This window comes from Pseudomonas sp. SWRI111 (assembly GCF_014268555.1).
GTDB lineage: Bacteria > Pseudomonadota > Gammaproteobacteria > Pseudomonadales > Pseudomonadaceae > Aquipseudomonas > Aquipseudomonas hamedanensis.
In genome coordinates this window covers 173,191-198,795 of record NZ_JABWQQ010000009.1, presented here as the reverse complement: position 1 = coordinate 198,795, position 25,605 = coordinate 173,191, and the positions used below count along the sequence as shown (strand labels likewise).

General features: G+C 61.2%; 26 protein-coding genes. 23 read left to right on the top strand and 3 right to left on the bottom strand.

The genetic code is table 11. The features are described from left to right. Positions 1–38: 38 nt before the first annotated feature. Both HU755_RS13440 and HU755_RS13435 read left to right on the top strand, forming a co-directional pair. Positions 39–971, top strand: coding sequence for an ABC transporter ATP-binding protein (locus HU755_RS13440; protein ID WP_186546949.1), 933 nt, complete (start codon positions 39–41; stop codon positions 969–971). Next, positions 968–1,747, top strand: coding sequence for an ABC transporter permease (locus HU755_RS13435; protein ID WP_039760202.1), 780 nt, complete (start codon positions 968–970; stop codon positions 1,745–1,747). The genes HU755_RS13440 and HU755_RS13435 overlap by 4 nt, the downstream gene beginning before the upstream one ends. A 146-nt stretch (positions 1,748–1,893) precedes the next feature. Here the strand turns inward: HU755_RS13435 and HU755_RS13430 are convergent, their stop codons facing one another. Continuing rightward, entirely contained in the window at positions 1,894–2,412 is a 519-nt protein-coding gene (locus tag HU755_RS13430; RefSeq protein WP_186546951.1) for a DUF2062 domain-containing protein, read from the bottom strand. Between the two features lie 135 nt (positions 2,413–2,547). Here HU755_RS13430 and HU755_RS13425 point away from each other — a divergent pair, with 135 nt between their 5' ends. From HU755_RS13425 to HU755_RS13370, 12 genes are all read left to right on the top strand, one after another. After that, positions 2,548–4,782 carry a DNA internalization-related competence protein ComEC/Rec2 gene (locus HU755_RS13425; RefSeq protein WP_186633305.1) on the top strand — a complete coding sequence of 745 codons (2,235 nt, stop codon included), beginning with the start codon at positions 2,548–2,550 and terminating at the stop codon, positions 4,780–4,782. Positions 4,783–4,883: 101 nt separating this feature from the next. Further along, positions 4,884–5,519: a MotA/TolQ/ExbB proton channel family protein gene (locus HU755_RS13420; protein WP_186546953.1), complete on the top strand. Its 636-nt coding sequence runs from the start codon at positions 4,884–4,886 to the stop codon at positions 5,517–5,519. Continuing rightward, a complete protein-coding gene (locus HU755_RS13415; RefSeq protein ID WP_016771006.1) occupies positions 5,516–5,944 on the top strand; it encodes a biopolymer transporter ExbD in 429 nt (142 codons plus the stop codon). The genes HU755_RS13420 and HU755_RS13415 overlap by 4 nt, the downstream gene beginning before the upstream one ends. Further along, positions 5,944–6,954 carry a tetraacyldisaccharide 4'-kinase gene (gene lpxK, locus HU755_RS13410; protein ID WP_186633302.1) on the top strand — a complete coding sequence of 337 codons (1,011 nt, stop codon included), beginning with the start codon at positions 5,944–5,946 and terminating at the stop codon, positions 6,952–6,954. The genes HU755_RS13415 and lpxK overlap by 1 nt, the downstream gene beginning before the upstream one ends. A gap of 22 nt (positions 6,955–6,976) precedes the next feature. Beyond that, the gene (locus HU755_RS13405; RefSeq protein WP_003179363.1) at positions 6,977–7,162 is read left to right on the top strand and encodes a Trm112 family protein; all 186 of its coding nucleotides are present in this window, start codon (positions 6,977–6,979) and stop codon (positions 7,160–7,162) included. Beyond that, on the top strand, positions 7,159–7,923 hold the full coding sequence (kdsB, locus tag HU755_RS13400; protein ID WP_186633299.1) for a 3-deoxy-manno-octulosonate cytidylyltransferase: 765 nt from the start codon (positions 7,159–7,161) through the stop codon (positions 7,921–7,923). The genes HU755_RS13405 and kdsB overlap by 4 nt, the downstream gene beginning before the upstream one ends. Further along, positions 7,923–8,387 (top strand): low molecular weight protein-tyrosine-phosphatase, encoded by a 465-nt coding sequence (locus HU755_RS13395; protein WP_186546956.1) that lies wholly within the window; start codon positions 7,923–7,925, stop codon positions 8,385–8,387. The genes kdsB and HU755_RS13395 overlap by 1 nt, the downstream gene beginning before the upstream one ends. Beyond that, on the top strand, positions 8,384–9,403 hold the full coding sequence (gene murB, locus HU755_RS13390; protein ID WP_186633296.1) for a UDP-N-acetylmuramate dehydrogenase: 1,020 nt from the start codon (positions 8,384–8,386) through the stop codon (positions 9,401–9,403). Before HU755_RS13395 ends, murB begins: the two co-directional genes overlap by 4 nt. A gap of 248 nt (positions 9,404–9,651) precedes the next feature. Beyond that, entirely contained in the window at positions 9,652–10,122 is a 471-nt protein-coding gene (locus tag HU755_RS13385) for a (2Fe-2S)-binding protein (protein ID WP_186546958.1), read from the top strand. After that, positions 10,119–12,440, top strand: a complete 2,322-nt coding sequence (locus HU755_RS13380) for a xanthine dehydrogenase family protein molybdopterin-binding subunit (RefSeq protein WP_186633293.1) — start codon at positions 10,119–10,121, stop codon at positions 12,438–12,440. Before HU755_RS13385 ends, HU755_RS13380 begins: the two co-directional genes overlap by 4 nt. Continuing rightward, entirely contained in the window at positions 12,440–13,420 is a 981-nt protein-coding gene (locus tag HU755_RS13375) for an XdhC family protein (protein WP_186633290.1), read from the top strand. The genes HU755_RS13380 and HU755_RS13375 overlap by 1 nt, the downstream gene beginning before the upstream one ends. Continuing rightward, positions 13,417–14,013 carry a nucleotidyltransferase family protein gene (locus HU755_RS13370; protein ID WP_186633286.1) on the top strand — a complete coding sequence of 199 codons (597 nt, stop codon included), beginning with the start codon at positions 13,417–13,419 and terminating at the stop codon, positions 14,011–14,013. The genes HU755_RS13375 and HU755_RS13370 overlap by 4 nt, the downstream gene beginning before the upstream one ends. 191 nt (positions 14,014–14,204) lie before the next feature. Here the strand turns inward: HU755_RS13370 and rne are convergent, their stop codons facing one another. Next, positions 14,205–17,450 (bottom strand): ribonuclease E, encoded by a 3,246-nt coding sequence (gene rne / locus HU755_RS13365; protein ID WP_186633283.1) that lies wholly within the window; start codon positions 17,448–17,450, stop codon positions 14,205–14,207. 699 nt (positions 17,451–18,149) lie between these two features. Here rne and rluC point away from each other — a divergent pair. From rluC to sppA, 3 genes are read left to right on the top strand one after another with little or no spacing between them, the layout of a single operon-like run. Then, positions 18,150–19,109 (top strand): 23S rRNA pseudouridine(955/2504/2580) synthase RluC, encoded by a 960-nt coding sequence (gene rluC / locus HU755_RS13360; RefSeq protein ID WP_126365426.1) that lies wholly within the window; start codon positions 18,150–18,152, stop codon positions 19,107–19,109. After that, positions 19,096–19,758 (top strand): HAD-IA family hydrolase, encoded by a 663-nt coding sequence (locus tag HU755_RS13355; protein WP_101156199.1) that lies wholly within the window; start codon positions 19,096–19,098, stop codon positions 19,756–19,758. The genes rluC and HU755_RS13355 overlap by 14 nt, the downstream gene beginning before the upstream one ends. 24 nt (positions 19,759–19,782) lie before the next feature. Then, entirely contained in the window at positions 19,783–20,772 is a 990-nt protein-coding gene (gene sppA / locus HU755_RS13350; RefSeq protein WP_186633280.1) for a signal peptide peptidase SppA, read from the top strand. Between the two features lie 120 nt (positions 20,773–20,892). Here sppA and HU755_RS13345 read toward each other — a convergent pair whose 3' ends face one another. Next, positions 20,893–21,471, bottom strand: a complete 579-nt coding sequence (locus HU755_RS13345; protein WP_186633277.1) for a nucleoside triphosphate pyrophosphatase — start codon at positions 21,469–21,471, stop codon at positions 20,893–20,895. A 105-nt stretch (positions 21,472–21,576) separates the two neighbouring features. On the opposite strand from HU755_RS13345, the gene HU755_RS13340 reads away from it, so the two are divergent. From HU755_RS13340 to acpP, 6 genes are all read left to right on the top strand, one after another. Next, positions 21,577–22,104: a YceD family protein gene (locus HU755_RS13340; RefSeq protein WP_003204262.1), complete on the top strand. Its 528-nt coding sequence runs from the start codon at positions 21,577–21,579 to the stop codon at positions 22,102–22,104. A 13-nt stretch (positions 22,105–22,117) separates the two neighbouring features. Further along, entirely contained in the window at positions 22,118–22,300 is a 183-nt protein-coding gene (gene rpmF / locus HU755_RS13335) for a 50S ribosomal protein L32 (protein WP_003179396.1), read from the top strand. A 4-nt stretch (positions 22,301–22,304) separates the two neighbouring features. Further along, positions 22,305–23,315, top strand: a complete 1,011-nt coding sequence (plsX, locus tag HU755_RS13330; RefSeq protein WP_186633274.1) for a phosphate acyltransferase PlsX — start codon at positions 22,305–22,307, stop codon at positions 23,313–23,315. Positions 23,316–23,438: 123 nt separating this feature from the next. Next, positions 23,439–24,377 (top strand): ACP S-malonyltransferase, encoded by a 939-nt coding sequence (gene fabD / locus HU755_RS13325; protein WP_186633271.1) that lies wholly within the window; start codon positions 23,439–23,441, stop codon positions 24,375–24,377. Positions 24,378–24,393: 16 nt separating this feature from the next. Beyond that, the gene (fabG, locus tag HU755_RS13320; protein ID WP_034155354.1) at positions 24,394–25,137 is read left to right on the top strand and encodes a 3-oxoacyl-ACP reductase FabG; all 744 of its coding nucleotides are present in this window, start codon (positions 24,394–24,396) and stop codon (positions 25,135–25,137) included. A 195-nt stretch (positions 25,138–25,332) separates the two neighbouring features. Beyond that, on the top strand, positions 25,333–25,569 hold the full coding sequence (gene acpP / locus HU755_RS13315) for an acyl carrier protein (RefSeq protein WP_186546969.1): 237 nt from the start codon (positions 25,333–25,335) through the stop codon (positions 25,567–25,569). The last annotated feature ends 36 nt before the right edge of the window (positions 25,570–25,605 follow it).

Genomic DNA, 25,605 nt, shown 5'->3' with positions numbered 1-25,605 from the left:
TTTATTCCTTTCCTTCCTTCTTGGTGCGTAAATCAGATATGAGTTCCGCTCTGTCCATCCGGCAGCTAACCAAAACCTACGGCAACGGGTTCCAGGCCTTGAGTGGTATCGATCTGGACGTCGCCGAAGGTGATTTTTTCGCCTTGCTCGGCCCCAACGGCGCCGGCAAATCCACCACCATCGGCATCCTCTCGACCCTGGTCAACAAGACCAGCGGCACGGTGAATATCTTCGGCCATGACCTGGACAAGAACCCGGCGGCGCTCAAGCGTTCGATCGGCGTCGTGCCTCAGGAATTCAACTTCAACCAGTTCGAAAAGACCTTCGACATCGTCGTGACCCAGGCCGGTTACTACGGCATTCCGGCGAAGATCGCCAAGGAACGCGCCGAGCAGTACCTGACCCAGCTCGGCCTGTGGGACAAGCGCGATGTGCCGTCGCGTTCGCTGTCCGGCGGCATGAAGCGGCGCTTGATGATCGCCCGTGCGCTGGTGCATGAGCCACGCCTGCTGATCCTCGATGAGCCGACCGCCGGCGTCGACATCGAGTTGCGCCGTTCGATGTGGACGTTCCTCACCGAGCTGAACCAGAAAGGCATCACCATCATCCTGACCACGCATTACCTGGAAGAGGCCGAACAACTTTGCCGCAACATCGGCATCATCGACCACGGCACGATTGTCGAGAACACCAGCATGCGCCAGTTGCTCAGTCAGTTGCATGTCGAGACCTTCCTGCTTGATCTCAAGGGCGATCTGTCCGCCGCGCCGCAGCTGGTCGGCTACCCGTCGCGGCTGGTTGATGCGCATACGCTGGAAGTCCAGGTCGACAAGTCGATGGGCATCACCGCGCTGTTTGGCCAACTGGCACTGCAGAACATCGAAGTGCTGAGCCTGCGTAACAAAACCAATCGCCTTGAGGAGTTGTTCGTGTCCCTGGTGGAGAAAAATCTGTCGAAGGTGGCGGTATGAGTTCCGAGTTCGGTCCCAACCTTGTCGCCCTGCAAACCATCGTTTACCGCGAGGTCAAACGCTTCATGCGGATCTGGCCGCAGACGCTGCTGCCGCCGGCGATCACCATGGTTCTGTACTTTGTAATCTTCGGTAACCTGATCGGCCGGCAGATCGGCGATATGGGTGGCTTCACCTACATGGAGTACATCGTGCCGGGACTGATCATGATGTCGGTGATCACCAACTCCTACGGCAACGTGGTTTCCAGCTTTTTCGGCAGCAAGTTCCAGCGCTCGATCGAAGAATTGATGGTTTCGCCGGTGTCACCGCACACGATCTTGATCGGCTTCACCATTGGCGGCGTATTGCGCGGTTTGGCGGTGGGTTTGATCGTGACGATTCTGTCGCTGTTTTTCACCGATTTGCAGGTGCATCACCTCGGCGTGACCATTCTGGTGGTGGTGCTGACGGCGACGATCTTTTCGCTGCTCGGTTTTATCAACGCGGTATTTGCGCGTAACTTCGACGATATCTCGATCATCCCGACCTTCGTGCTGACCCCGCTGACCTACCTGGGCGGCGTGTTCTACTCGATCACCTTGCTGCCGCCGTTCTGGCAGACCGTGTCGCTGGCCAACCCGGTGCTGCACATGGTCAATGCGTTCCGCTACGGGATTCTCGGTGTGTCGGATATTCGCATCGGCATTGCCATCACCTTCATGCTGGTGGCGACGGTGGTGCTGTATCTCGGCTGTGCGCGGTTGCTGGTGAGCGGGCGCGGGATGCGCACCTGATTACAGACCGCGTCGCCTTCTTCGCGAGCAGGCTCGCTCCCACATTGGGATGATTTTCTCTGTGGGAGCGAGCCTGCTCGCGAAGGGGCCAGTCCAGGCAGCGTAAAAAAAACGGCCTCCCATCGCGGAGGCCGTTTTGCATTCATTCATTTTTGCCGACTTTTCTTGCGCCGCCGCCATTGCCGCGCCACCCACCAGCGCCAGTACAGCATCACCAGGCAATAGGCGAGGGCGCCCAGCACCAGGCCGACCACCACCGAACCCAGCAGAAACGGCTGCCACAACGTTGACAGTTCACCGCTGATCCATTCCCAGGTCAGCTCATCCGGCAGGTGCCGTGCGGGCACGTCCATCAAGAACGCGCCGGCTTGATAGGTGCAGAAGAACACCGCCGGCATGGTGATCGGATTGGTCAGCCAGACCAGACTCACCGCGATCGGCATATTGCCGCGCACCATCACCGCCAACGCCGCCGCGACCAGCATCTGCGCCGGGATCGGCAGGAAGGCCGCGAACAGGCCAACCGCCATCGCCCGGGCGACCGAATGGCGATTGAGGTGCCAGAGGTTAGGGTCATGCAGCAACGTGCCGAGAAAGCGTAAGGATTTGTGTTCCCTGATGCTCGTCGGGTCGGGCATGTATCGTTTGAATAAGCGCCGGGGCATAAGGCTTCTCGGTCGGTTAAGGCGGCAAGTATGTCTGGATTCTACGAACCACCCATTCAGACTTTGTGACAATTGTTGACGGCGGACGTGCCCGGCACCGGCTATGCCTAGGTGGGGACTCTCAAGGACGGGCATATGCGCACAGGGATGATGGCGCTGGCAGTCGGTCTGCTGGCCCCGGTTTTCATGCCGGCCTTGCCGCCGGTCGGTTTGTTGGTGGTGCTGCCAGTGGTGGCGTTGATGCTGCTGCCCTTTCGCAGCTATCCATTGGCGTGTTTTCTGTTTGGCTTCACCTGGGCCTGCATCGGCGCGCAGTGGGCGCTGAACGATCGCTTGCCGCCGCGCCTGGACGGCGAAACCCGCTGGCTCGAAGGGCGGGTGGTCGGCTTGCCGGAGAGCAGTGACGGGGTGGTGCGTTTCGAGCTGGCCGATGCGCGCTCACGCCATGCAAAGCTGCCGTCGCTGATGCGCCTGGCCTGGTACGCCGGACCGCCAGTGAAAAGCGGTGAGCGCTGGCGCCTGGCAGTGAAGTTGAAGCGCCCCGGTGGCCTGCTCAATCCAGACGCGTTCGATTACGAGGCCTGGCTGTTGGCGCAGCGCATCGGCGCGACGGGTACGATCAAGGACGGCCAACGCCTCACGCCAGCCCGCAATGCCTGGCGCGACAGTCTTCGTCAGCGCTTGCTGGCAGCGGATGCACAGGGACGCGAGGGCGCGCTGGCCGCGCTGGTGCTGGGCGATGGTTCCGGTCTCAGCCGCGAGGACTGGCAAATTCTGCAGGACACCGGCACCGTGCATTTGCTGGTGATCTCCGGCCAGCACATTGGTTTGCTCGCGGCCGTGGTGTATCTGCTGGTCGCCGGGCTGGCGCGCTACGGGTTGTGGCCGCTGCGCTGGCCCTGGCTGCCGTGGGCCTGCGGTCTGGCATTCGCCGCAGCGCTCGGTTATGGCCTGCTCGCCGGGTTCGATGTGCCGGTGCAGCGCGCCTGTGTGATGGTGGCGCTGGTGCTGTTATGGCGCCTGCGCTTTCGCCATCTCGGTGCATGGTGGCCGTTGTTGCTAGCATTCAACGGCGTGCTGTTGCTTGATCCGCTGGCGAGTTTGCGGCCTGGGTTCTGGCTGTCCTTTGCTGCGGTGGCGGTACTGATTCTCACCTTCGGCGGGCGGCTGGGCGCGTGGCGCTGGTGGCAGACCTGGACGCGCGCGCAGTGGTTGATCGCAATCGGGTTGTGCCCGGTGTTGCTGGCCTTGAGCCTGCCGATCAGCGTGAGCGGGCCGTTGGCGAACCTGCTGGCGGTGCCTTGGGTCAGCCTTGTGGTGCTGCCGCCGGCATTGCTCGGAACGTTGTTATTGCCCGTGCCCTATGTTGGCGAAGGGCTGCTGTGGCTGGCGGGCGGCCTGATCGACTGGCTGTTTGTCGGGCTTGCGCTGATCGCCGGACAATGGCCGGCATGGATACCCGCAGCCATTCCATTCTGGGCATTGGCGGTGGGCGGCCTCGGCGCGGTCTTATTGCTTTTGCCCCGTGGCGTACCGCTGCGCCCATTGGGCTGGCCGCTGATGGTGCTATTGGTGCTACCGCCCCGAGAACCAATAGAAGAAGGGCAGGCCGATATCTGGCAACTCGACGTCGGCCAAGGTCTTGCCATCCTGATTCGCACCCGCCACCACACGGTTCTGTATGACGCCGGTCCGCGTGTCGGTGATTTTGATCTGGGCGAACGCGTGGTGCTGCCTGCGCTACGCAAACTGAATGTGCAAAAGCTCGATTTGATGCTGCTCAGCCACGCCGATGCCGATCACGCCGGCGGTGCCCGGGCGGTGAGGCGCGGCTTGCCGGTGGCGCGGATCGTCAGCGGCGATCCGCTAAACCTGCCGGCGGAACTGAACGCCGCAGCCTGTGAAAGTGGCGAGCAGTGGCAGTGGGATGGCGTGCAGTTCCAGCTCTGGCAATGGTTGGACGCTGATGACAGTAATCAGCGTTCCTGTGTGTTGCAAATCGAGGCCAACGGCGAACGCCTGTTGCTCACGGGCGACATCGACACGCACGCCGAACGCCTCCTGCTCGACAGCCCTCTGGCGGTGCCGACGCAATGGCTGCAATCGCCGCATCACGGCAGCCGCAGTTCATCATCGATGGCCCTGCTCAACGCGCTGCAAGCGCAATCGGTACTGATCTCCCGAGGCCACGGCAATGCCTTCGGTCACCCGCATCCGACCGTGCTTGCGCGCTACCGCAAGCAAGGCCTGCGCATCTACGACAGCGCCGAGCAGGGTGCCATTCATTTGCAACTGGGTCGCTTCAAACCACCGTGGACGATGCGTCAACAGCGGCGTTTCTGGCGTGATCCGCCTGCGCCCGGCCGTTGATCGGTGCCAGCATGGATGCCACCTCACGGTCGTCGGGGCAGCGGGTCTTAAACGCCAATCGGTATGGTAAAGTGGCGCACTTTTTCGAGGGGACTGTCACTGTGTGGGAATTGGTCAAATCCGGCGGCTGGATGATGTTGCCGATCATTCTGAGTTCCATCGCGGCCATGGCGATCGTCGCCGAGCGTCTGTGGACCCTGCGCGCCAGTCGCGTCACCCCCGAGCATTTGCTGGGCCAGGTCTGGGTCTGGATCAAGGACAAGCAGCTCAACAAGGAAAAACTCAAGGAACTGCGCGCCAACTCGCCGCTGGGGGAAATCCTCGCGGCCGGCCTGGCTAACTCCAAGCATGGTCGCGAGATCATGAAAGAGTGCATCGAAGAGGCCGCCGCACGGGTCATTCATGAACTTGAACGCTACATCAACGCCCTCGGCACCATCGCGGCCATGGCGCCGCTGCTCGGTTTGCTCGGCACCGTGCTGGGCATGATCGACATTTTCAGTGCGTTCACCGGTTCCGGCATGACCACCAACGCTTCGGTATTGGCGGGCGGTATCTCCAAGGCGCTGATTACCACCGCAGCGGGCCTGATGGTCGGCATTCCGGCGGTATTCTTCCACCGCTTCCTGCAACGTCGTATCGATGAGCTGGTGGTCGGCATGGAGCAGGAAGCAATCAAACTGGTCGAAGTGGTGCAGGGCGACCGTGACGTCGACCTCTCTGAGGGCAAAGCGTGAAATTCCGTCGCAAGCCCCGGGAAACCGTGGACATCAACCTCGCGTCGCTGATCGACGTGGTGTTCATCCTGCTGCTGTTTTTCGTAGTGACCACCACCTTCACCCGTGAAACCCAGCTGCGCGTGGACCTGCCGGAAGCCGTCAGCGGCTCGCCGGCCGAAGACCAGCAGGTCAAACAGCTCGACGTTGCGATCAGTGCCGAAGGCGTGTTCTCGGTGAACAACAAGATTCTGCCGAAAAACGATCTGGCAACGCTGATGGAAGCCATGCAGAAAGAATCCAACGGCGACACCAACATGCCGTTGTCGATCAGTGCCGATGGCAAGGCCCAGCATCAATCAGTGATCACCGCCATGGACGCGGCCGGCAAGCTCGGTTTCAGCCATCTGCGCATGACGACGGTCGAGGCGGCGCCGAAATCCTGATGAGCCTGTCCGATCGTTTGCTCGCTGCGTGGTACCAGGGGCACCCGGCCCTGACGCTGCTGCGGCCGCTGGAAATGCTTTACCGCCGCGTGGTGGTCAACAAGCGTCAGCGCTTTCTCGACGGCGAAGGTGAAATCTATCAGTCGCCGGTGCCGTTGATCGTGGTCGGCAATATCACCGTCGGCGGCACCGGCAAGACGCCGATGATTCTCTGGCTGATCGAGCATTGCCGCCGCCGTGGACTGCGAGTCGGTGTGGTCAGTCGCGGTTATGGTGCCAAGCCATCGCAACTGCCGTGGCGGGTCGAGGCCGGGCACAGCGCCGAAGTTGCCGGTGACGAGCCGCTGCTGATCGTCCAGCGCACCGGCGTGCCGCTGATGATCGACCCTGATCGCAGCGCCGCCGTCAAAGCCCTGCTCGCCAGTGAGCCGCTCGATCTGATCCTCTCCGACGACGGCATGCAGCATTACCGCCTCGCGCGGGATCTGGAACTGGTGCTGATCGATGCCGCCCGTGGCCTCGGCAACAAACGCTGCCTGCCGGCCGGACCGTTGCGCGAGCCGATCGAGCGTCTGCAAAGTGTCGACGGCGTGCTGTTCAACGGTGCTCTGAATGATCGCGACGATGGTTTCGCCTTTCGCCTGCAACCCACCGCGCTGGTCCATCTGCGCAGCGGCGAGCGCAAGCCCCTCGATCATTTCCCGGCAGGCCAGGCCGTGCACGCGGTCGCCGGCATCGGCAATCCGCAACGTTTCTTCAATACCCTCGAAGCGCTAGACTGGCGCGCAGTGCCCCATGCGTTCGCCGACCACGCCGAATACAGCGTGCAAGCCTTGAATTTCACCCCGTCATTGCCGTTGGTGATGACCGAAAAGGACGCGGTCAAGTGCCGTGCCTTCGCTGCGGACGACTGGTGGTATCTGGCGGTCGATGCCGTGCCGTCGCCGGCCTTCGTGGCCTGGTTCGATACACAGCTGATACGCCTGTTGCCGGATCGTCTTTTGCCTTAACTCTTTTTTCCTGGGAATGTTCATGGACACCAAATTGCTCGACATCCTCGCCTGCCCCGTGTGCAAAGGCCCGCTCAAGCTCAGCGCCGACAAGACCGAACTGATCAGCAAGGGCGCCGGTCTGGCGTACCCGATCCGTGACGGCATCCCGGTGATGCTGGAAAGCGAAGCCCGCACCCTGACCACCGACGAGCGTCTGGATAAATGACCACTGCCTTCACCGTTGTCATTCCGTCGCGTTACGCCTCGACCCGTCTGCCGGGCAAACCGCTGCTGGATATCGGCGGCAAGCCAATGATCCAGCACGTCTGGGAACAGGCGAGCAAAAGCAGCGCCAGCCGGGTTGTGGTCGCGACTGACGATGCGCGCATCGTCGAGGCCTGCAAGCGGTTCGGCGCTGAAGTGGTGCTGACCCGTGAAGATCACAATTCCGGCACCGATCGTCTGGCCGAAGTGGCGGCGAAGCTGGGCCTTGAGCCGGACGCAATCGTAGTCAACGTGCAGGGCGACGAGCCGCTGATTCCGCCGAGCGTGATCGATCAGGTCGCGGCCAACCTGGCCGCCCACACCGAAGCGCGGATGGCGACGCTGGCCGAGCCGATCGAAGACGTCGAGACGCTGTTCAACCCGAACGTGGTCAAGGTCGTCAGCGACCTCAATGGCCTGGCGCTGACATTCAGCCGTGCCACGCTGCCGTGGGCGCGCGATGCGTTCGCCAAAAGCCGCGAGCAACTGCCGGAAGGCGTCCCCTATCGCCGCCACATCGGCATCTACGCCTACCGCGCCGGTTTCCTGCAGGATTTCGTTAACTGGGGCCCTTGCTGGCTGGAAAACACCGAATCGCTCGAACAGCTGCGTGCCCTGTGGCATGGCGTGCGCATTCATGTCGCCGATGCGCTGATCGCGCCGCCGACCGGTGTCGACACGATCGAAGACCTTGAGCGCGTTCGCCGCCTGCTGGAGGCGTGATGCGCGTTCTGTTTGTGTGCCTGGGCAACATCTGCCGGTCGCCCACGGCCGAAGGTGTGTTGCGCCATAAATTGCGCGAAGCGGGGCTGGCGGATCAGGTTGAAGTAGCCTCTGCGGGGACCGGCGACTGGCATGTCGGCAATCCGCCGGACAAACGCAGTCAGGCCGCCGCGAAACTGCGCGGATATGACCTGTCGCTGCAACGCGCGCAACAGGTCAGCCGCGCCGACTTCGCCAGCTACGACCTGATTCTGGCGATGGACAACAGCAACCTGCGCAACCTCAAGGCCTTGCAACCGTCTACCGGCAAGGCCGAACTGGATCTGTTCCTGCGTCGCTACGCCGGTCTGGTCGATGAGGTGCCGGACCCGTATTACGACGGCGACCAGGGTTTCGAGCAAGTGCTGGACCTGATCGAAGCGGCTTGCGACCAACTGCTGATCGAAGTGAAGGGCCGGTTATGAGTGTGCAGGTGCAATCGCAGGTTTCCCTGAAGCCGTTCAATAGCTTTGGTGTGGATGTTCGCGCGCGATTTTTTGCCGAAGCCCACAGCGATGCCGATGTGCGCGAAGCGCTGAACTACGCCAAATCCCATGAGCTGCCGTTGCTGGTCATCGGTGGCGGCAGCAACTTGCTGCTGACCGCGGATATCCAGGCGTTGGTTTTGCGCATGGCCACGCGGGGCATTCGCGTGCTGAGCGATGACGGCAACCACGTGGTGATCGAAGCGGAAGCCGGCGAGCCGTGGCATGCGTTTGTGCAACACACACTGGCCCAGGGTTTTTCCGGTCTGGAAAACCTCAGCTTGATCCCCGGCACCGTCGGTGCTGCGCCGATGCAGAACATCGGCGCCTACGGCGTCGAGATCAAGGATGTGTTCGCCGGTCTCACCGCGCTGGATCGCCAGTCCGGCGAGCTGCGCGATTTCAGCTTGCAAGAGTGCAACTTCGCTTACCGCGACAGCCTGTTCAAACAGCAGCCGGGGCGCTGGCTGATCCTGCGGGTGCGCTTTAACCTTGATCGCGCCGCGCATCTGCATCTTGAATACGGCCCGGTGCGTCAGCGCCTGAGCGAGCAGGGCATCGAGCAACCGACGCCCACCGACGTCAGCCGCGCCATTTGCAGCATCCGCAGCGAAAAACTGCCGGACCCGGCGGTGCTCGGCAATGCTGGGAGTTTTTTCAAGAATCCGCTGGTGCCTGCCGCCGTGGTCGCACAGATCAAGCAGCAGCACCCGGATGTGGTGGCTTATGCGCAACCGGACGGGCAGATGAAACTCGCTGCCGGATGGCTGATCGAGCGCGCCGGCTGGAAAGGCTTTCGCGAGGCCGACGCCGGCGTGCATAAATTGCAGGCGCTGGTGCTGGTCAACTATGGCGCGGCGACCGGGCTGCAACTGCTCGACCTGGCGCAACGGATCCAGAAAGACATTGCCGAGCGTTTCAATGTCGAGCTGGAGATGGAGCCGAATCGGTATTAAGGCTACGCTTTGCCAACGCCATCAAAAGCCCTGCACTGATAAAAAAGTGCAGGGCTTTTTTGTTAATGCTGGGTTAACTTAGCGAGCTAACGATACCACCCATTTGCTCCACCAAAGGCCCGGTGCAGACGTCATCGTCGGTACAAGAGAGCCTGATTAGCCTGAGTCGATCTGCGCGAACCCACCGCTGATTTTCCGGCGGCAGATTGCTCGACCCCATAACCTCCAATAACTATGCGGGCGTGCCCATGATTACCCTGAAACTCAACGGTCAAGACCATTCTCTCGATGTCACCGAAGACATGCCGCTGTTATGGGCGATTCGTGACGTCGCCGGTTACAACGGCACCAAATTCGGCTGCGGCATGGGCCTGTGTGGCGCCTGTACCATCCATATCGACGGTTCACCGGCGCGCAGTTGCATCACGCCGATCGGCTCGGTAGTCGGCCAGAACGTCACCACCATCGACAACCTGCACGCCGACCCGATCGGCAAGGTCGTCCAGCAGGCATGGCTCGACAGCGCCGTTGCACAATGCGGTTATTGCCAGGGCGGGCAAATCATGTCCGCCACCGCTTTGTTGAAAACCAATCCGAACCCCAGTGACGAGCAGATCGAAGAAGCCATGGTCGGCAATATTTGCCGCTGCGGTACGTACAACCGGATCAAGACGGCCATTCGTCAAGCCTCCACCCACCTGAAGGAGGCCAAGGCATGAGCCGCCTTCCGAATGATTTCGCCCTGAGCAACCTCAGCCGTCGTGGCTTTCTCAAAGGCGTCGGCGCCACCGGAGCGCTGGTCCTGGCCGCGAGCTGGGGCTGGCAGGATGCATTGGCCGAAGACGCGCCGAAGAAATTTGGCGCCGACGGCATGCCCAATGGCTGGATCGACGACCCCAAGGTTTATGTGAGCATCGCCGCCGACGGCAGCGTCACCGTGGTGTGCAACCGTTCGGAAATGGGCCAGGGCGTGCGCACCAGCCTGACCATGGTCGTGGCCGATGAGCTGGAGGCTGATTGGGCTCAGGTCAAAGTGCAGCAAGCGCCGGGCGATGAAGTGCGTTTCGGCAATCAGGACACCGACGGTTCGCGCAGCATGCGCCATTGGTATGAGCCGATGCGTCGTTGCGGTGCGGCCGCGCGGACCATGCTTGAGCAAGCGGCCGCCGCGCAGTGGAAAGTGCCGGTCGGCGAATGCCACGCGCAGCTACACAAAGTCATCCATAAACCGTCCGGTCGCGAGCTGGGCTATGGCGAACTCGCCGCTGCCGCGAGTGCGTTGGCGGTACCGGCGCGTGACAGCCTGCGCCTGAAGCAGCCGTCGGAATTTCGCTACATCGGCAAGGAAGGCACCAAGGCCATCGACGGTGCCGACATCGTCAATGGCCGTGCGGTGTACGGTGCCGACGTGCATTTCGATGGCATGCTTTACGCCACCATCGCCCGCCCGGCGGTCTATGGCGGCAAGGTCAAAAGCCTGGATGACAGCGCCGCGCTGAAAGTGCCCGGCGTGCTAAAAGTGATTCAGATCGAAAGCCGTCCGTTGCCGTCGGAGTTCCAGCCACTGGGCGGCGTGGCCGTCGTCGCGAGCAATACCTGGGCGGCGATCAAGGGCCGCGAGGCGCTGAAGATCGAGTGGGATGATGGCCCGAATGCCAGTTATGACTCGATCGCCTATCGCAAGGAGCTTGAAGCGGCTTCGCTGAAACCCGGCAAAGTGGTGCGCAACACCGGTGACATCGACAAGGCCTTGAGCGGCGCCGCCAGCACGCTCGAGGCGTCTTATTACTTGCCGCATCTGGCGCAGGCGCCGATGGAGCCGATGGTTGCCATTGCCCGTTTCCAGGACGGCGTGTGCGAAGCCTGGGCGCCGAGTCAGGCACCGCAAGTCACCCGTGAGCGCATCGCCGAGCGCCTGGGCGTGCCGTTCGACAAGGTCACCTTCAATGTGACGCTGCTTGGCGGTGGTTTCGGCCGCAAGTCGAAACCGGACTTCGTGGTTGAAGCGGCAATCCTCGCCAAGGAGTTTCCGGGCAAGGCCGTACGGGTGCAGTGGACGCGTGAAGACGATATCCACAATTCGTATTTCCACACCGTGTCGGCCGAGTACCTGAAGGCCAGCGTCGACAAGAACGGCATGCCGTCCGGCTGGTTGCATCGCACCGTGGCCCCGAGCATCACCGCGTTGTTCGCGCCGGACATGAACCATGAGGCGGCGTTCGAACTGGGCATGGGCTTCACCAACATGGCCTATGCGATTCCCAACGTGCGTCTGGAGAACCCCGAAGCCAGGGTGCACACGCGGGTTGGCTGGTATCGCTCGGTATCGAACATTCCCCATGGTTTTGCGATCCAGAGTTTCGTCGATGAGCTGGCACACAAGGCCGGGCAAGATCCGCTCAAGTACCAGATCAAGCTGCTGGGTCCGGATCGGCAGATTGATCCGCGCACGCTGAGCGAGGAGTGGAACTACGGCGAATCCCCTGAGCGCTATCCGATCGATACCGGGCGCATGCGCACCGTACTGGAAACTGCGGCCAAAGCCGCCGGATGGGGGCGCAAACTGCCCAAGGGCCGTGGTCTCGGCCTGGCGGTGCATTACAGCTTCGTCACCTACGTGGCAGCGGTGATCGAAGTCGAGGTCAAGGACGACGGCACGCTGATCGTGCACAAGGCAGATATTGCTGTCGATTGCGGGCCGCAAATCAACCCCGAGCGGATTCGTTCGCAGTTCGAGGGCGCCTGTGTCATGGGCCTGGGCAATGCTGTGCTGGGCGAAATCAGCTTCAAGGACGGCAAGGTCCAGCAGGACAACTTCCATATGTACGAAGTCGCGCGCATGTCGCTGGCGCCGAAAGAAGTGGCCGTGCATCTGGTCACGCCGCCCGGTGAAGTGCCATTGGGCGGGGTTGGCGAACCGGGCGTGCCACCGATTGCGCCGGCGCTGTGCAATGCGATTTTTGCCGCTACCGGCAAGCGCATCCGCAATCTGCCAGTGCGTTATCAGTTGCAGGGCTGGCAAAAGGCAGAAGCGTAATGGACAGCGTCGATCTCAATGTCTTGCGCAGCGTGCTGGAATGGCGTCGCGCCGGACAGCGGGTGGTGCTGTTCAGCGTGGTCCAGACCTGGGGCACCGCGCCCCGGGCACCTGGCGCCATGCTGGCATTGCGCGAGGATGGTGTGGTGATCGGTTCGGTGTCGGGCGGGTGTGTCGAGGATGACTTGATCGCCCGGCTGCACGACGGCCGGATCGCCACCGACGGCCCGCCGGTACAGATGATCACCTACGGTGTGACCCGCGAGGAGGCCGCGCGTTTCGGCCTGCCTTGCGGAGGCACCCTGCGTTTGACCGAGGAGCGTGTTGGCGATCCGGCGTGGGTGGCCGAACTGCTGCAGCGTTGTGAAAACCATGAAATTGTCGCTCGCGAGCTGAACATCGACACCGGTGAGGTGGTCCTTGCGCCGGCGAATAAAGCCGATTCGCTGGTGTTCGACGGCAAGACCCTGCGGGCGATTTACGGCCCGCGCTGGCGCTTGTTGTTGATCGGCGCCGGGCAGTTGTCGCGCTACGTTGCGGACATGGCGCGGCTGCTGGATTTCGAAGTGCTGATCTGCGATCCGCGCACTGAGTTTGTCTACGGTTGGGAAGAGCAGCACGGTCGATTCGTGGCCGGCATGCCGGACGAGGCGGTGTTGAACATCCAGACCGACGAGCGTACGGCGATTGTCGCGTTGACCCATGATCCGCGTCTGGATGACATGGCGTTACTCACGGCACTGGATTCGCCGGCCTTCTACGTCGGTGCGCTCGGCTCGCGGATCAACAGCCGCAAACGCCGGGAAAACCTCGCTGAGCTAGGCTTGTCGCAAGCGTCGATCGATCGCCTGCACGGGCCGATCGGTTTACACATTGGCAGCCACTCGCCGGCGGAGATCGCCTTGTCCTTGCTGGCGGAGATTGTCGCGATCAAGAACGGTGTAGAGCTGAAACAGAAGAAACCGCTGGAGGGCGTATGAGCCGATCCATCGCAGTGATTGTGCTGGCGGCGGGCGAGGGCAGTCGCTTTCGCCAGGTCGCCGGCCCTGATAAGGACAAATTGCTGGCTGACTGTACGGGGCGCGACGGCGCGGTGCGTTCGGTGATTGAGCAGGTGCTGGTGAATTTGCCGACCAGCCTCGACAAGCGTGTGCTGGTGACCACTGAAGCACGGCCGCAGGCGATGCGCATGGCGCAGGCTTATGGCTGCGACGTCGTGTCGATCGAATCGACCGGAATGGGCGACAGCATTGCGGCCGGTGTTGCTGCGTGTGCCGATGCGGATGGCTGGTTGATTATCCTTGGCGACATGCCGTTTATCCTGCCATCGAGTATTGAACAGGTGGTCGCGGCGATGGCCGATGATGCGGTGAGCGTGCCGGTGCTGGGTGGCGAGTTTGGTCATCCGGTGGGGTTTGGACGTGGGTTTGGCGCGCAGTTGCAGGCGCTGACCGGCGATCGTGGGGCTCGGCCGTTGTTTGCGCAGGGAAGGGTGGTGGAAGTGGCGGTGGAGGATCCCGGGGTGTTGTGGGATATCGATGTGCCTGAATCTCTGGTATTTCCTCAATCCTGAGCCCTGCATAGTTCCCTGTAGGAGTGAGCCTGCTCGCGAAAGCGGTGGTTCAGCTAAAGATGTGCTGACTGACACACTGCTATCGCGAGCAGGCTCACTCCTACAATGAACATCGGTGCGGTCTGGATTGCGTACATAAAAAAGCCCCGCCTGGCTTTTACCAGGCGGGGCTTTTTATTGAGCTTCAGTAATCAGACAAGCGGTTTAGGCTCGTGCTCTTTTTCCTGAGCCTCTTCGCGCTGTTCAACCGCGTCCTGAACGGAGCGTGGTGCTTCAGCGATCACCGCTTCAACCGATGCCTGCTCAGCGACCGGGGCAGGCGCTGCCTCGACCACGTCAGCCGCAGCGGCGGGTTCGGCGGCGACCGGCGCAGCAGCGGCAGCCAGTTCGGCCTCCTTCTGCAGACGCTCGGCTTCACGCTTGCGACGACGCACTTCACGCGGGTCGTTGGGCGCGCGGCCGTTTGGCGTCAGGGCGCTGACTGGAGCCGGCGCTTCAACTACCGGAGCTGGCGCTTCGACAACGGCCGGCGCTTCGACAACCGGTGCTTCAACCACTGGCGCTGGTTCAGCCGCGGCGACTACTGGCTCGGAAACCATGGCTGGCGGTACTTCGGCTTCAGCGACCGGCGCTGGAGTTTCGGTGACAGCTGGCTCGGCAACCCAGTTGAACGCAGTCTGCTCTTCGCGAACTTCACGCACGGTCTCGGTCACTGTTTCAGCTACGGTTTCAACCGCTGGCTCAGTGATTGCCGTTGGCGCTTCAGCGACAGCTTCAGGAGCCGTTTCAACCTGAGGTTGAGCTTCGCGAGCAGGGGCCACTTCGACTTCCGGCGCGGCAGTCACTTGCACCGGGGTAGTCGCTTCGACAACCGGCGCTTCTACTGGAGCGGTTTCCAGAGTAGCAGCGGTGGCGCGTTCAGCCTGCTCGTGAGCCTGGGCTTCAGCCGGAGCGCTGATCGCGCTGCTGGCAACAGCGGCGGTGACTGCCAGGCCGGCAGCCAGATCGGCAGTGCTTGGGGCTTCAGCGTTTTCGCCGGACTCGGATTCTTCCGAACCTTCGATCACGTTGCCATTGGCATCGCGCTGACGCTCGCGACGGTTGCTGCGACGACGCTGACCGCGGGAGCGACGACGTGGACGATCGCCTTCGGCGTTGTCCTGACCATCTTCCGGCAGTTGCTCTTCGTTAGTGGTGTTGACTTCTTCTTCAGCGACGGCAGCTGCGGCCTGCTCGGCGCGCGGTTGGCGCTCTTCACGCGGCGGACGCGGGGCGCGCTCTTCGCGTGGCTGACGGGCCGGACGCTCTTCAGCGGTCACGGCAGCAGCGGCTGCGGCTGGCACGGCGTCCAGTGGCTCGCGCAGTTCACGCACGCGTTCTTCACGCTCGCCACGTGGCTTGCGGTCTTCACGCGGTGCACGCGGTGCACGTTCTTCACGCGGAGCACGTGGTGCGCGCTCTTCACGGGCTGCCGGTGCTTCGCTGCGAGCTTCACGAGGCTCGCGCACTTCGCGGGCTTCACGTGGCTGACGCTCTTCACGCGGCTCACGCGGTGCGCGTTCTTCACGCGGGGCACGTTCTTCGCGCGGCTTGCGTTCGTCATCGCGGCGACCGTTACGGTTGCGGCTCTGCTGACGACCGTTGCGACGCTCTTCGTTGCGGGCCGGACGCTCGGTGGCCGGTTTCTCAACGGCGACCGGTGCAGCAGGCTCTTCCTTGGTGGCGAACAGGCTGACCAGCGACTTCACCAGGCCTTTGAACAGGCTTGGTTCTGGCGCGGCGACCGGAGCCGGGGCCGGCGCAGCGGCGGCGACTTCGGTTGGCACTGGAGCGTTGGCGCGGGCCGGCGCTGTCTTGACCGCAGCTTCCTGGCGAACCAGGGTGCGGGTCGCGGCGGCTGGCTGGACTTCTTCGACTTCGGCCGCGGCCGCAGCAATTTCGTAGCTGGACTGGTTGGTCGCAGCTTCCGGGCTGTCGTCACGCAGGCGCTGAACTTCGAAGTGCGGCGTCTCGAGGTGATCGTTCGGCAGAATGACGATGCGCGCGCGGGTGCGCAGTTCGATCTTGGTGATCGAGTTGCGTTTTTCGTTGAGCAGGAACGCGGCGACCGGGATCGGCACTTGCGCGCGGACTTCAGCGGTGCGGTCTTTCAGCGCTTCTTCTTCGATCAGGCGCAGGATCGCCAGCGACAGCGATTCAACGTCACGGATGATGCCGGTGCCGTTGCAACGCGGGCAGACGATGCCGCTGCTTTCGCCCAGCGATGGACGCAGGCGCTGACGGGACATTTCCAGCAGGCCGAAGCGCGAGATGCGACCGATCTGCACGCGGGCGCGGTCGGCTTCCAGGCATTCGCGGACTTTCTCTTCCACGGCGCGCTGGTTCTTGGCCGGGGTCATGTCGATGAAGTCGATGACGATCAGGCCGCCGATGTCGCGCAGGCGCAACTGACGGGCGATTTCTTCGGCGGCTTCAAGGTTGGTCTGCAGGGCGGTTTCTTCGATGTCGCTGCCTTTGGTGGCGCGCGCCGAGTTGATGTCGATGGACACCAGGGCTTCGGTCGGATCGATGACGATGGAGCCGCCGGAAGGCAATTCGACGACGCGCTGGAAAGCGGTCTCGATCTGGCTTTCGATCTGGAAACGGTTGAACAGCGGCACGCTGTCTTCGTACAGCTTGATCTTGCTGGCGTACTGCGGCATCACCTGGCGGATGAAGGTCAGGGCTTCGTCCTGGGCTTCAACGCTGTCGATCAGCACTTCGCCGATGTCCTGGCGCAGGTAATCGCGGATGGCGCGGATGATCACGTTGCTTTCCTGGTAGATCAGGAATGGCGCGGAGCGATCCAGAGAGGCTTCTTTGATGGCGGTCCACAGTTGCAGCAGGTAATCGAGGTCCCACTGCATTTCTTCGCTGCTGCGGCCAAGGCCGGCGGTGCGCACGATCAGGCCCATGTCGGCTGGAGCGACCAGACCGTTCAGCGCTTCACGCAGTTCGTTGCGTTCTTCGCCTTCGATGCGACGGGAGATACCGCCGGCACGCGGGTTGTTCGGCATCAGCACGAGGTAACGACCGGCCAGGCTGATGAAAGTGGTCAGGGCGGCGCCCTTGTTGCCACGTTCTTCTTTCTCGACCTGAACGATGACTTCCTGGCCTTCGCTCAGGACGTCCTTGATGTTGACGCGGCCTTCAGGGGCTTTCTTGAAGTATTCGCGGGAGATTTCTTTGAGGGGCAGGAAGCCGTGGCGCTCGGAGCCGAAATCGACAAAGGCAGCCTCAAGGCTTGGTTCGATGCGAGTGATACGGCCTTTATAGATGTTGGCCTTTTTCTGCTCGCGTGCACCGGATTCGATGTCCAGGTCGTAGAGGCGTTGGCCATCTACCAGTGCAACACGCAACTCTTCGGGTTGAGTTGCGTTAATCAGCATTCTTTTCATGTAGTACCGTCGGTTTCCGGGCTGCCGGAAACGGCGTTCGGCACACACGACTTCTCACGGTCGGTGTCAGGTGCGTCGGGAGTGGTTGGCCATTCCCGTGTCCAGCGATGTCAGGCCAATTGGGCCGATACCGCGACGTACGCGTCCTGCTTGCTGTGGCTACTTAAGCACTCAGTCAGGAGGAGGAATCAACCAGCGGCTGTGGACGAGATGAAGCGTCTTGATCAAACCTGTTGCTACACAGTCCGGCGGTTGTGCATCTCCACCCTACACGTATCCCTGATAATTCGGGTGCTGCCGCGCGCAGAATCCGCAGCGGGTTGGCATTTACCGTGAGCTCCGAAAGGGGAGGTCACGCATCATGGCTAATTCAGGCGATGTTTCCGAAGTCTTCGCTCGGGGTCATTTGCAGCTGACTGCACTTTGTGAACTGGCCGTGAATATTTGCCTGCCAGGCGAGTGAAAACTCTGCTCGGCGGTGTAATTCAGGCCTCATGTCACCTGCGCTCGTTACAACTGCAGACTCCACCGTTACGTAGCGAAAGCCCCGTAGGACGGCCTCGCGCCCTGGTGAATTGCGTTGGTCAGGGCCGGTCTTTGACCGTGGTTCCGCTGTCCAGGCCGCTTTTGGCGGCGTTCGCGACTATAGCAGCAATGATTAAGTGCTTCAATTCCATAAAAATTGTTATCATCCGCGGCATGACAACTACTGCCCCTTCGACTCCAGGCGTTCAACTGCTTGAAGTCTCGCCGGAGTATGCCGGCCAACGAATCGACAACTTTCTCCTCGCCCGGCTCAAAGGCGTGCCCAAGACCTTGATTTACCGCATTTTGCGCAAAGGCGAAGTGCGCGTGAACAAAGGTCGGATCAAGCCTGAATACAAGCTGCAGGCCGGCGATATCGTGCGCGTACCGCCGGTTCGCGTGCCTGAGCGCGACGAGCCGGTGCCGCTGGCCCAAGGGCTGTTACAGCGCCTGGAAGCCTCGATCGTCTTCGAAGATAAAGCCCTGATCGTGATCAACAAGCCCGCCGGCATTGCGGTTCACGGTGGCAGCGGCTTGAATTTCGGCGTGATCGAAGCCTTTCGTCAGTTGCGTCCCGATGCCAAGGAGCTGGAGCTGGTTCACCGTCTCGACCGGGACACCTCCGGCCTGCTGATGATTGCCAAGAAACGCAGCATGTTGCGTCACCTGCACGAGCAGTTGCGCGGCGATGGCGTCGACAAGCGCTACATGGCACTGGTCCGAGGCAACTGGGCCACCTCGATCAAGCAAGTCCGTGCGCCATTGCTCAAGAGCAATCTGCGCTCCGGCGAGCGCATGGTCGAAGTCAACGAAGAAGGCAAAGAAGCCCTGACCGTGTTCAAGGTGCTGCGCCGCTTCGGCGACTTCGCGACCATGGTCGAGGCCAAGCCTGTCACCGGGCGTACTCACCAGATTCGCGTGCACACCCTGCATGCCGGGCACTGTATTGCCGGCGACAGCAAATACGGCGATGACGATTTCACCAAGGAAATCCGTGATCTGGGTGGCAAGCGCCTGTTCCTGCACGCCTACATGCTGACCGTGCCGCTGCCGGATGGCGGCAAGCTGACCCTGCAAGCACCGGTCGATGAAATGTGGGCCAAGACCGTGGAGCGATTGAGTGCGCCCATCTGATTACAAACTGCTGATTTTCGATTGGGATGGCACCCTCGCCGATTCCATCCATCGGATCGTTGAGGCCATGCACTCGGCGTCCGGGCGTTCCGGCTTCGAGCTGCGCGATGACTTCGCCGTCAAGGGCATCATCGGCCTCGGCCTGCCGGAAGCGATTCGCACCCTGTACCCCGAAATCAGCGACGCTGAAATGCTCGCGTTTCGCGAGTACTACGCCGATCACTACATCGCGGCAGAAGCCGTGCCTTCGCCGTTGTTTGAAGGCGTCGTCGAGTCGATGGCGTCGTTTCGCGAGCAGGGCTATCACCTGGCGGTCGCGACCGGCAAGAATCGTCGCGGGCTGGACCGCGTTCTCAAGGCCAACGGCTGGGACGATTATTTCGATATCACCCGTGCTGCCGATGAAACTGCCAGCAAGCCACACCCTCTGATGCTTGAGCAGATCGTCAGCCACTGCGGCGTGCGCCCGGAGCAGGCGTTGATGGTCGGAGATTCGTCATTCGACCTGCTGATGGCGCGTAACGCGGGGATGGATTCGGTGGCGGTCAGTTATGGCGCGCAATCGATCGAATCCCTGCAGCAGTTCGAGCCGCGCCTGTCGATCGATCGTTTTTCTGAATTGCATGCCTGGCTGGGCCAGCGGGCTTAATAGATTTTTGTTGGGGTAGATGGCATGACCGACGAATGGAAAGCACCGGCCAAGGCAAGTGCCGACGACGGTGACGCAAAAAGCTGGAAGCTGCTGGAAAAGACGCTGCTTGCCGGTGTGCAGGAACAACGTCGCTCGCGGCGCTGGGGGATTTTCTTCAAGCTGCTGACGTTTGTTTATCTGTTTGTTGCGTTGATTCTGTTCACGCCGCTGATGGACATGGAAAAGACTGCCGCGCGCGGCACGAATTACACCGCATTGATCGACATCAACGGCATGATCGCCGACAAGGAGCCGGCCAGTGCCGACAACATTGTCGGCAGTCTGCGGGCGGCGTTTGAGGACAAGAAGGTCAAGGGCGTGATTCTGCGCATCAACAGCCCGGGCGGCAGTCCCGTGCAGTCCGGTTATGTCTATGATGAGATCAAGCGCCTGCGGGGGCTGCACCCGGAGATCAAGCTGTACGCGGTGATTTCCGATCTCGGTGCGTCCGGTGCCTACTACATCGCCAGCGCGGCGGACCAGATCTACGCCGACAAGGCCAGTCTCGTCGGTTCGATTGGGGTAACGGCGGCCGGCTATGGTTTTGTCGGTACCATGGAAAAACTTGGCGTCGAGCGCCGCACCTACACCTCGGGCGAGCACAAGGCATTCCTCGATCCGTTCCAGCCGCAAAAGCCTGAGGAAACTGCATTCTGGCAGAGCGTGCTGGATACCACGCACAAGCAGTTCATCAATAGCGTGAAGCAGGGGCGCGGCGATCGCCTGAAGGATAAAGAGCATCCGGAGCTGTTCTCCGGGCTGGTCTGGTCCGGCGAACAGGCCTTGCCGTTGGGGTTGATCGATGGTCTGGGCAATGCCAGTTCGGTGGCGCGTGACGTGATTGGCGAGAAAGAACTGGTGGATTTCACTGTTGAGGAATCGCCGTTCGACCGCTTCTCGAAAAAGCTCGGTGCCAGCGTGGCTGAGCAGTTGGCGATGTGGATGGGTTTCCACGGGCCTTCGTTGCGGTAAATTGCCGGTAGATCAAAAGATCGCAGCCTGCGGCAGCTCCTACAGGATTAATGTTCAATCGCTTTTTTTTGCGGTGACGCTGATTCTGTAGGGGCTGCCGAAGGCTGCGATCTTTTGCTTTTAAGGAATCTGTACGCCCTCAGCCAGCAACATGTCGATCAGGCGAATCAGCGGCAGGCCGATCAGGCTGGTGGCGTCCGGGCCTTCGGTCGATTGAAACAGGCTTACGCCGAGACCTTCGGCCTTGAAACTGCCGGCGCAGTCGTACGGCTGCTCGAGGCGCAAGTAACGCTCGATGCGTGCCTCATCCAGTACGCGCATATGGACCGTGAACGGCACGCAGTCGACCTGGCAGCGCCCGGTCTGGCTGTTGAGCAGGGCGAGGCCGGTGAGGAAGGTCACGCTGGCGCCGCTGGCGGCCATCAATTGCTCGCGGGCTTTGTCGAAAGTGTGAGGCTTGCCGATGATGCGGTCGCCGAGTACGGCCACCTGGTCCGAGCCGATGATCAGATGAGCTGGGTGACTGTCAGCCAAGGCCCTGGCTTTTTGCTCGGCGAGGCGTTTGACCAGTTCGATCGCGGCTTCGCCTGGACGGTGACTTTCGTCGATGTCCGGCGAGCTGCAGACGAACGGCAGGTGCAGGCGGGCGAGCAATTCCCGGCGATAGGTCGAGCTGGAAGCAAGTAATAAAGGCAGCATGGGTGTCTCCTGAGGCAGGAGCGGATTCTAACGGAGGCACGCAAGTGACGGACAGGGCACAATTTCCTTTGACATGGGTGGGTGCATCCCTATAATGCTGCGCCTATGTTGAATGACCCGATTCCACCTCACGTTGACCCGCGCAAATTGGCTGATCGTGGCACCACCCTTCAAGGTGAACTGCTGCTGGCCGATTTGAAGAGACTCTGCGACCCGCTTTCCGACGATGTCGGTACGGTGCAGGCCAAATTCGTTTTTGAACGAGATGAACGTAAATCTGTGGTCATCCACAGTTTTATCGACACCGAAGTCAAAATGGTTTGCCAGCGTTGTCTTGAGCTGGTCACCCTGCCGATCCACAGCGAATGCAGTTACGCGGTGGTGAAGGAGGGTGCGAATACCCAGTCGTTGCCGAAAGGTTATGACGTGCTGGAACTGGGCGAAGATCCATTGGATCTGCAGTCACTGATCGAGGAGGAGCTTCTGCTCGCCTTGCCCATTGTGCCTGCTCATCATCCGGAAGAATGCCAGCAGCCGGCGGGAGCAGATGAGCCCGAACCGAGCGAGGACGAGGTAACGCGGTCCAACCCGTTCAGTGTATTGGCGCAGTTAAAGCGTGACCCAAACGTTTAGGAGTTAATCAATTATGGCTGTTCAGCAGAACAAAAAATCCCGCTCTGCCCGTGACATGCGCCGTTCGCACGACGCTCTCGAGGCTAGCACCCTGTCTGTAGAAAAAACCACCGGTGAAGTTCACCTGCGTCACCACGTATCGCCAGAAGGCGTATACCGTGGCCGTAAAGTGATCGACAAGGGCGCTGACGAGTAATCACTTGTCTGCTCAAGTCATCGCGATTGACGCAATGGGCGGGGACTTCGGTCCCCGCAGCATTGTTCAGGCCAGTCTCGCTTGCCTGTCTGCTACGCCCTCGCTGCACCTGACCCTCGTCGGTCAACCCTCCCTTCTTGAAGAACTGATCACCGGCCATTCGGCTGCCGATCGCGCGCGCCTGACGATTGTTGCGGCCAGCGAAGTCATCACCATGGATGAAAAGCCTGCCCAGGCTCTGCGCGGCAAGCCGGACTCGTCGATGCGGGTCGCCCTCGAGCTGTTGCGTGACGGCAAGGTGCAGGCCTGTGTCAGTGCCGGCAATACCGGCGCGTTGATGGCATTGTCGCGGTTTGTCCTGAAGACGCTGCCAGGCATTGATCGTCCGGCGATGGTTGCCGCGATTCCGACGCAGACCGGTTATTGCCAGTTGCTCGATCTCGGCGCCAACGTCGATTGCAGTGCCGAGCACCTGTTGCAGTTCGCGGTCATGGGTTCGGTGGCCGCGCAGACGCTGGGCATCGCCCGTCCGCGGGTGGCGCTGCTGAACATCGGTACCGAAGACATCAAGGGCAATCAGCAGGTCAAGCTGGCGGCAACGCTGCTGCAGGCGGCTCGTGGCATCAACTACATCGGCTTCATCGAAGGTGATGGTTTGTATCGCGGCGAGGCGGATGTCGTGGTGTGCGACGGTTTTGTCGGCAATATCCTGCTCAAGTCCAGCGAGGGGCTGGCGACGATGATCGCCGCGCGCATCGAAGCGCTGTTCAAGCGCAACCTCGCCTCCCGTGCCGTCGGCGCCCTGGCCTTGCCGCTGTTGAAGCGCCTGCAGGCCGATCTGGCTCCGGCGCGACATAATGGCGCAAGCTTTCTCGGCTTGCAGGGCATCGTCGTGAAAAGTCACGGTTCGGCCGGCGTTCAGGGCTTTCAGAGCGCGATTTCCCGGGCGTTGATCGAGATTCAGGAGAACTTGCCCGAGCGCCTCCACGGTCGTCTGGAGGATTTGTTGTCTTAGGCGTTTTCGTCGGACAATGCTTAAATGTGACCGCCCGGTTCAAAGGGCCATCCAAACTGTCAGTTTCTTGCGTCCCACGCGGGGCGTCATTTTCCGACGACAAGATCATTAGGGGCTTGTTACATGTCTGCTTCCCTCGCATTCGTCTTTCCAGGACAGGGTTCGCAGTCCCTCGGCATGCTGGCCGAGCTGGGCGCGCAACATCCGCTGATCCTCGAAACCTTTCAAGAAGCCTCTGCTGCGCTGGGCTACGACCTGTGGGCACTGACCCAGCAGGGCCCGGAAGAGCGGCTCAATCAAACCGACAAGACCCAACCGGCCATTCTGACCGCCTCGATCGCCCTGTGGCGTCTGTGGCTGGCTGAAGGTGGCGCGCGTCCGGCATTCGTTGCCGGTCACAGCCTGGGCGAATACAGTGCGCTGGTCGCGGCTGGCAGCCTGACGCTCGCTGATGCGGTCAAACTCGTCGAGCGTCGTGGCCAGTTGATGCAGGAAGCGGTTCCGGCCGGGCAGGGTGGCATGGCCGCCATTCTCGGTCTGGAAGATGCCGATGTCCTCGCGGCCTGCGCCGAAGCGGCGCAAGGCGAAGTGGTCAGCGCCGTCAACTTCAACTCGCCAGGCCAGGTCGTGATTGCCGGTGCCAAGGCTGCTGTCGAGCGCGCCATCGAAGGCTGCAAGGCTCGCGGTGCCAAGCGCGCCATGCCATTGCCAGTCAGCGTACCGTCGCACTGCGAGCTGATGCGCCCGGCCGCCGAACGTTTCGCCGAATCCATTGCCGCCATCGACTGGCAGGCGCCGCAAATTCCGGTGGTGCAGAACGTCAGCGCGCAAGTGCCGGCCGATCTGGACACCCTCAAGCGTGATCTGCTCGAACAGCTGTATAAGCCAGTGCGCTGGGTTGAGTCGGTACAGACTCTGGCGGCCAAGGGCGCGACCACTCTGGTCGAGTGCGGCCCGGGCAAGGTCCTCGCCGGCCTGAACAAACGTTGCGCCGAAGGCGTTGCGACTTCCAACCTCAATACCCCAGACGCCTTCGCTGCCGCTCGCGCAGCGCAGGCCTGAATCAGGAGAAACTTGCATGAGTCTGCAAGGTAAAGTTGCACTGGTCACCGGTGCAAGCCGCGGTATCGGCCAGGCCATCGCGCTGGAACTGGGTCGCCAGGGCGCCATCGTTATCGGCACCGCGACCTCCGCGTCGGGCGCCGAGCGCATTGCCGCCACCCTGAAGGAGAACGGTATCCAGGGCGCGGGTTTCGAACTCAACGTCACCAGCGACGAATCGGTCAGCGCCGTGCTGGCAGGCATTCAGGAGCAGTTCGGTGCGCCAGTGGCGATTCTGGTCAATAATGCCGGCATCACCCGCGATAACCTGATGATGCGCATGAAAGACGACGAATGGTACGACGTGATCGATACCAACCTGAACAGTCTGTATCGGCTGTCCAAGGGCGTTTTGCGTGGCATGACCAAGGCGCGTTGGGGTCGAATTATCAGTATTGGCTCAGTGGTGGGTGCCATGGGCAACGCAGGCCAAGTAAACTATGCAGCCGCCAAGGCCGGTCTGGAAGGTTTCAGCCGTGCGATGGCGCGTGAAGTCGGTTCGCGTTCGATTACGGTCAACTCGGTAACCCCAGGGTTCATCGACACCGATATGACCCGCGAGCTGCCTGAAGCACAGCGTGAAGCCTTGCAGACGCAGATTCCGCTGGGTCGTCTGGGGCAAGCTCAAGAGATCGCGTCCGTGGTCGCTTTTCTTGCATCCGACGGTGCGGCATACGTCACCGGGGCTACAATTCCGGTGAACGGTGGGATGTACATGTAAGTAAAATGTGACGGATTGCTTCAAAAAAATGTCATACGAGCTGTCTAAAATCCGTTATAAAGCTGCAATCTATTTATAGACAGAGGGTCGCAGGGTTTGAGGAGTGAAGCTTTCAGTTGAAAAGCTGAAAAGTCTTTCTATACACTTACCCACTGGCCAGCTGCCTGAATTTGTCCATTAGGAGTGATAAAAGGTATGAGCGACATCGAATCGCGCGTCAAGAAAATCGTTGCCGAGCAACTGGGTGTTAAAGAAGAAGAAGTGGTCAACACTGCTTCCTTCGTAGAAGACCTGGGTGCCGACTCCCTTGACACCGTTGAGCTGGTGATGGCTCTGGAAGAGGAATTCGAGACCGAAATCCCTGACGAAGAAGCTGAAAAGATCACTACCGTACAAGCTGCAATCGACTACGTTACTGCCCACCAGGCGTAATAGTTTGTAATCGTTGCTCGCTGTCATGGAAAAACC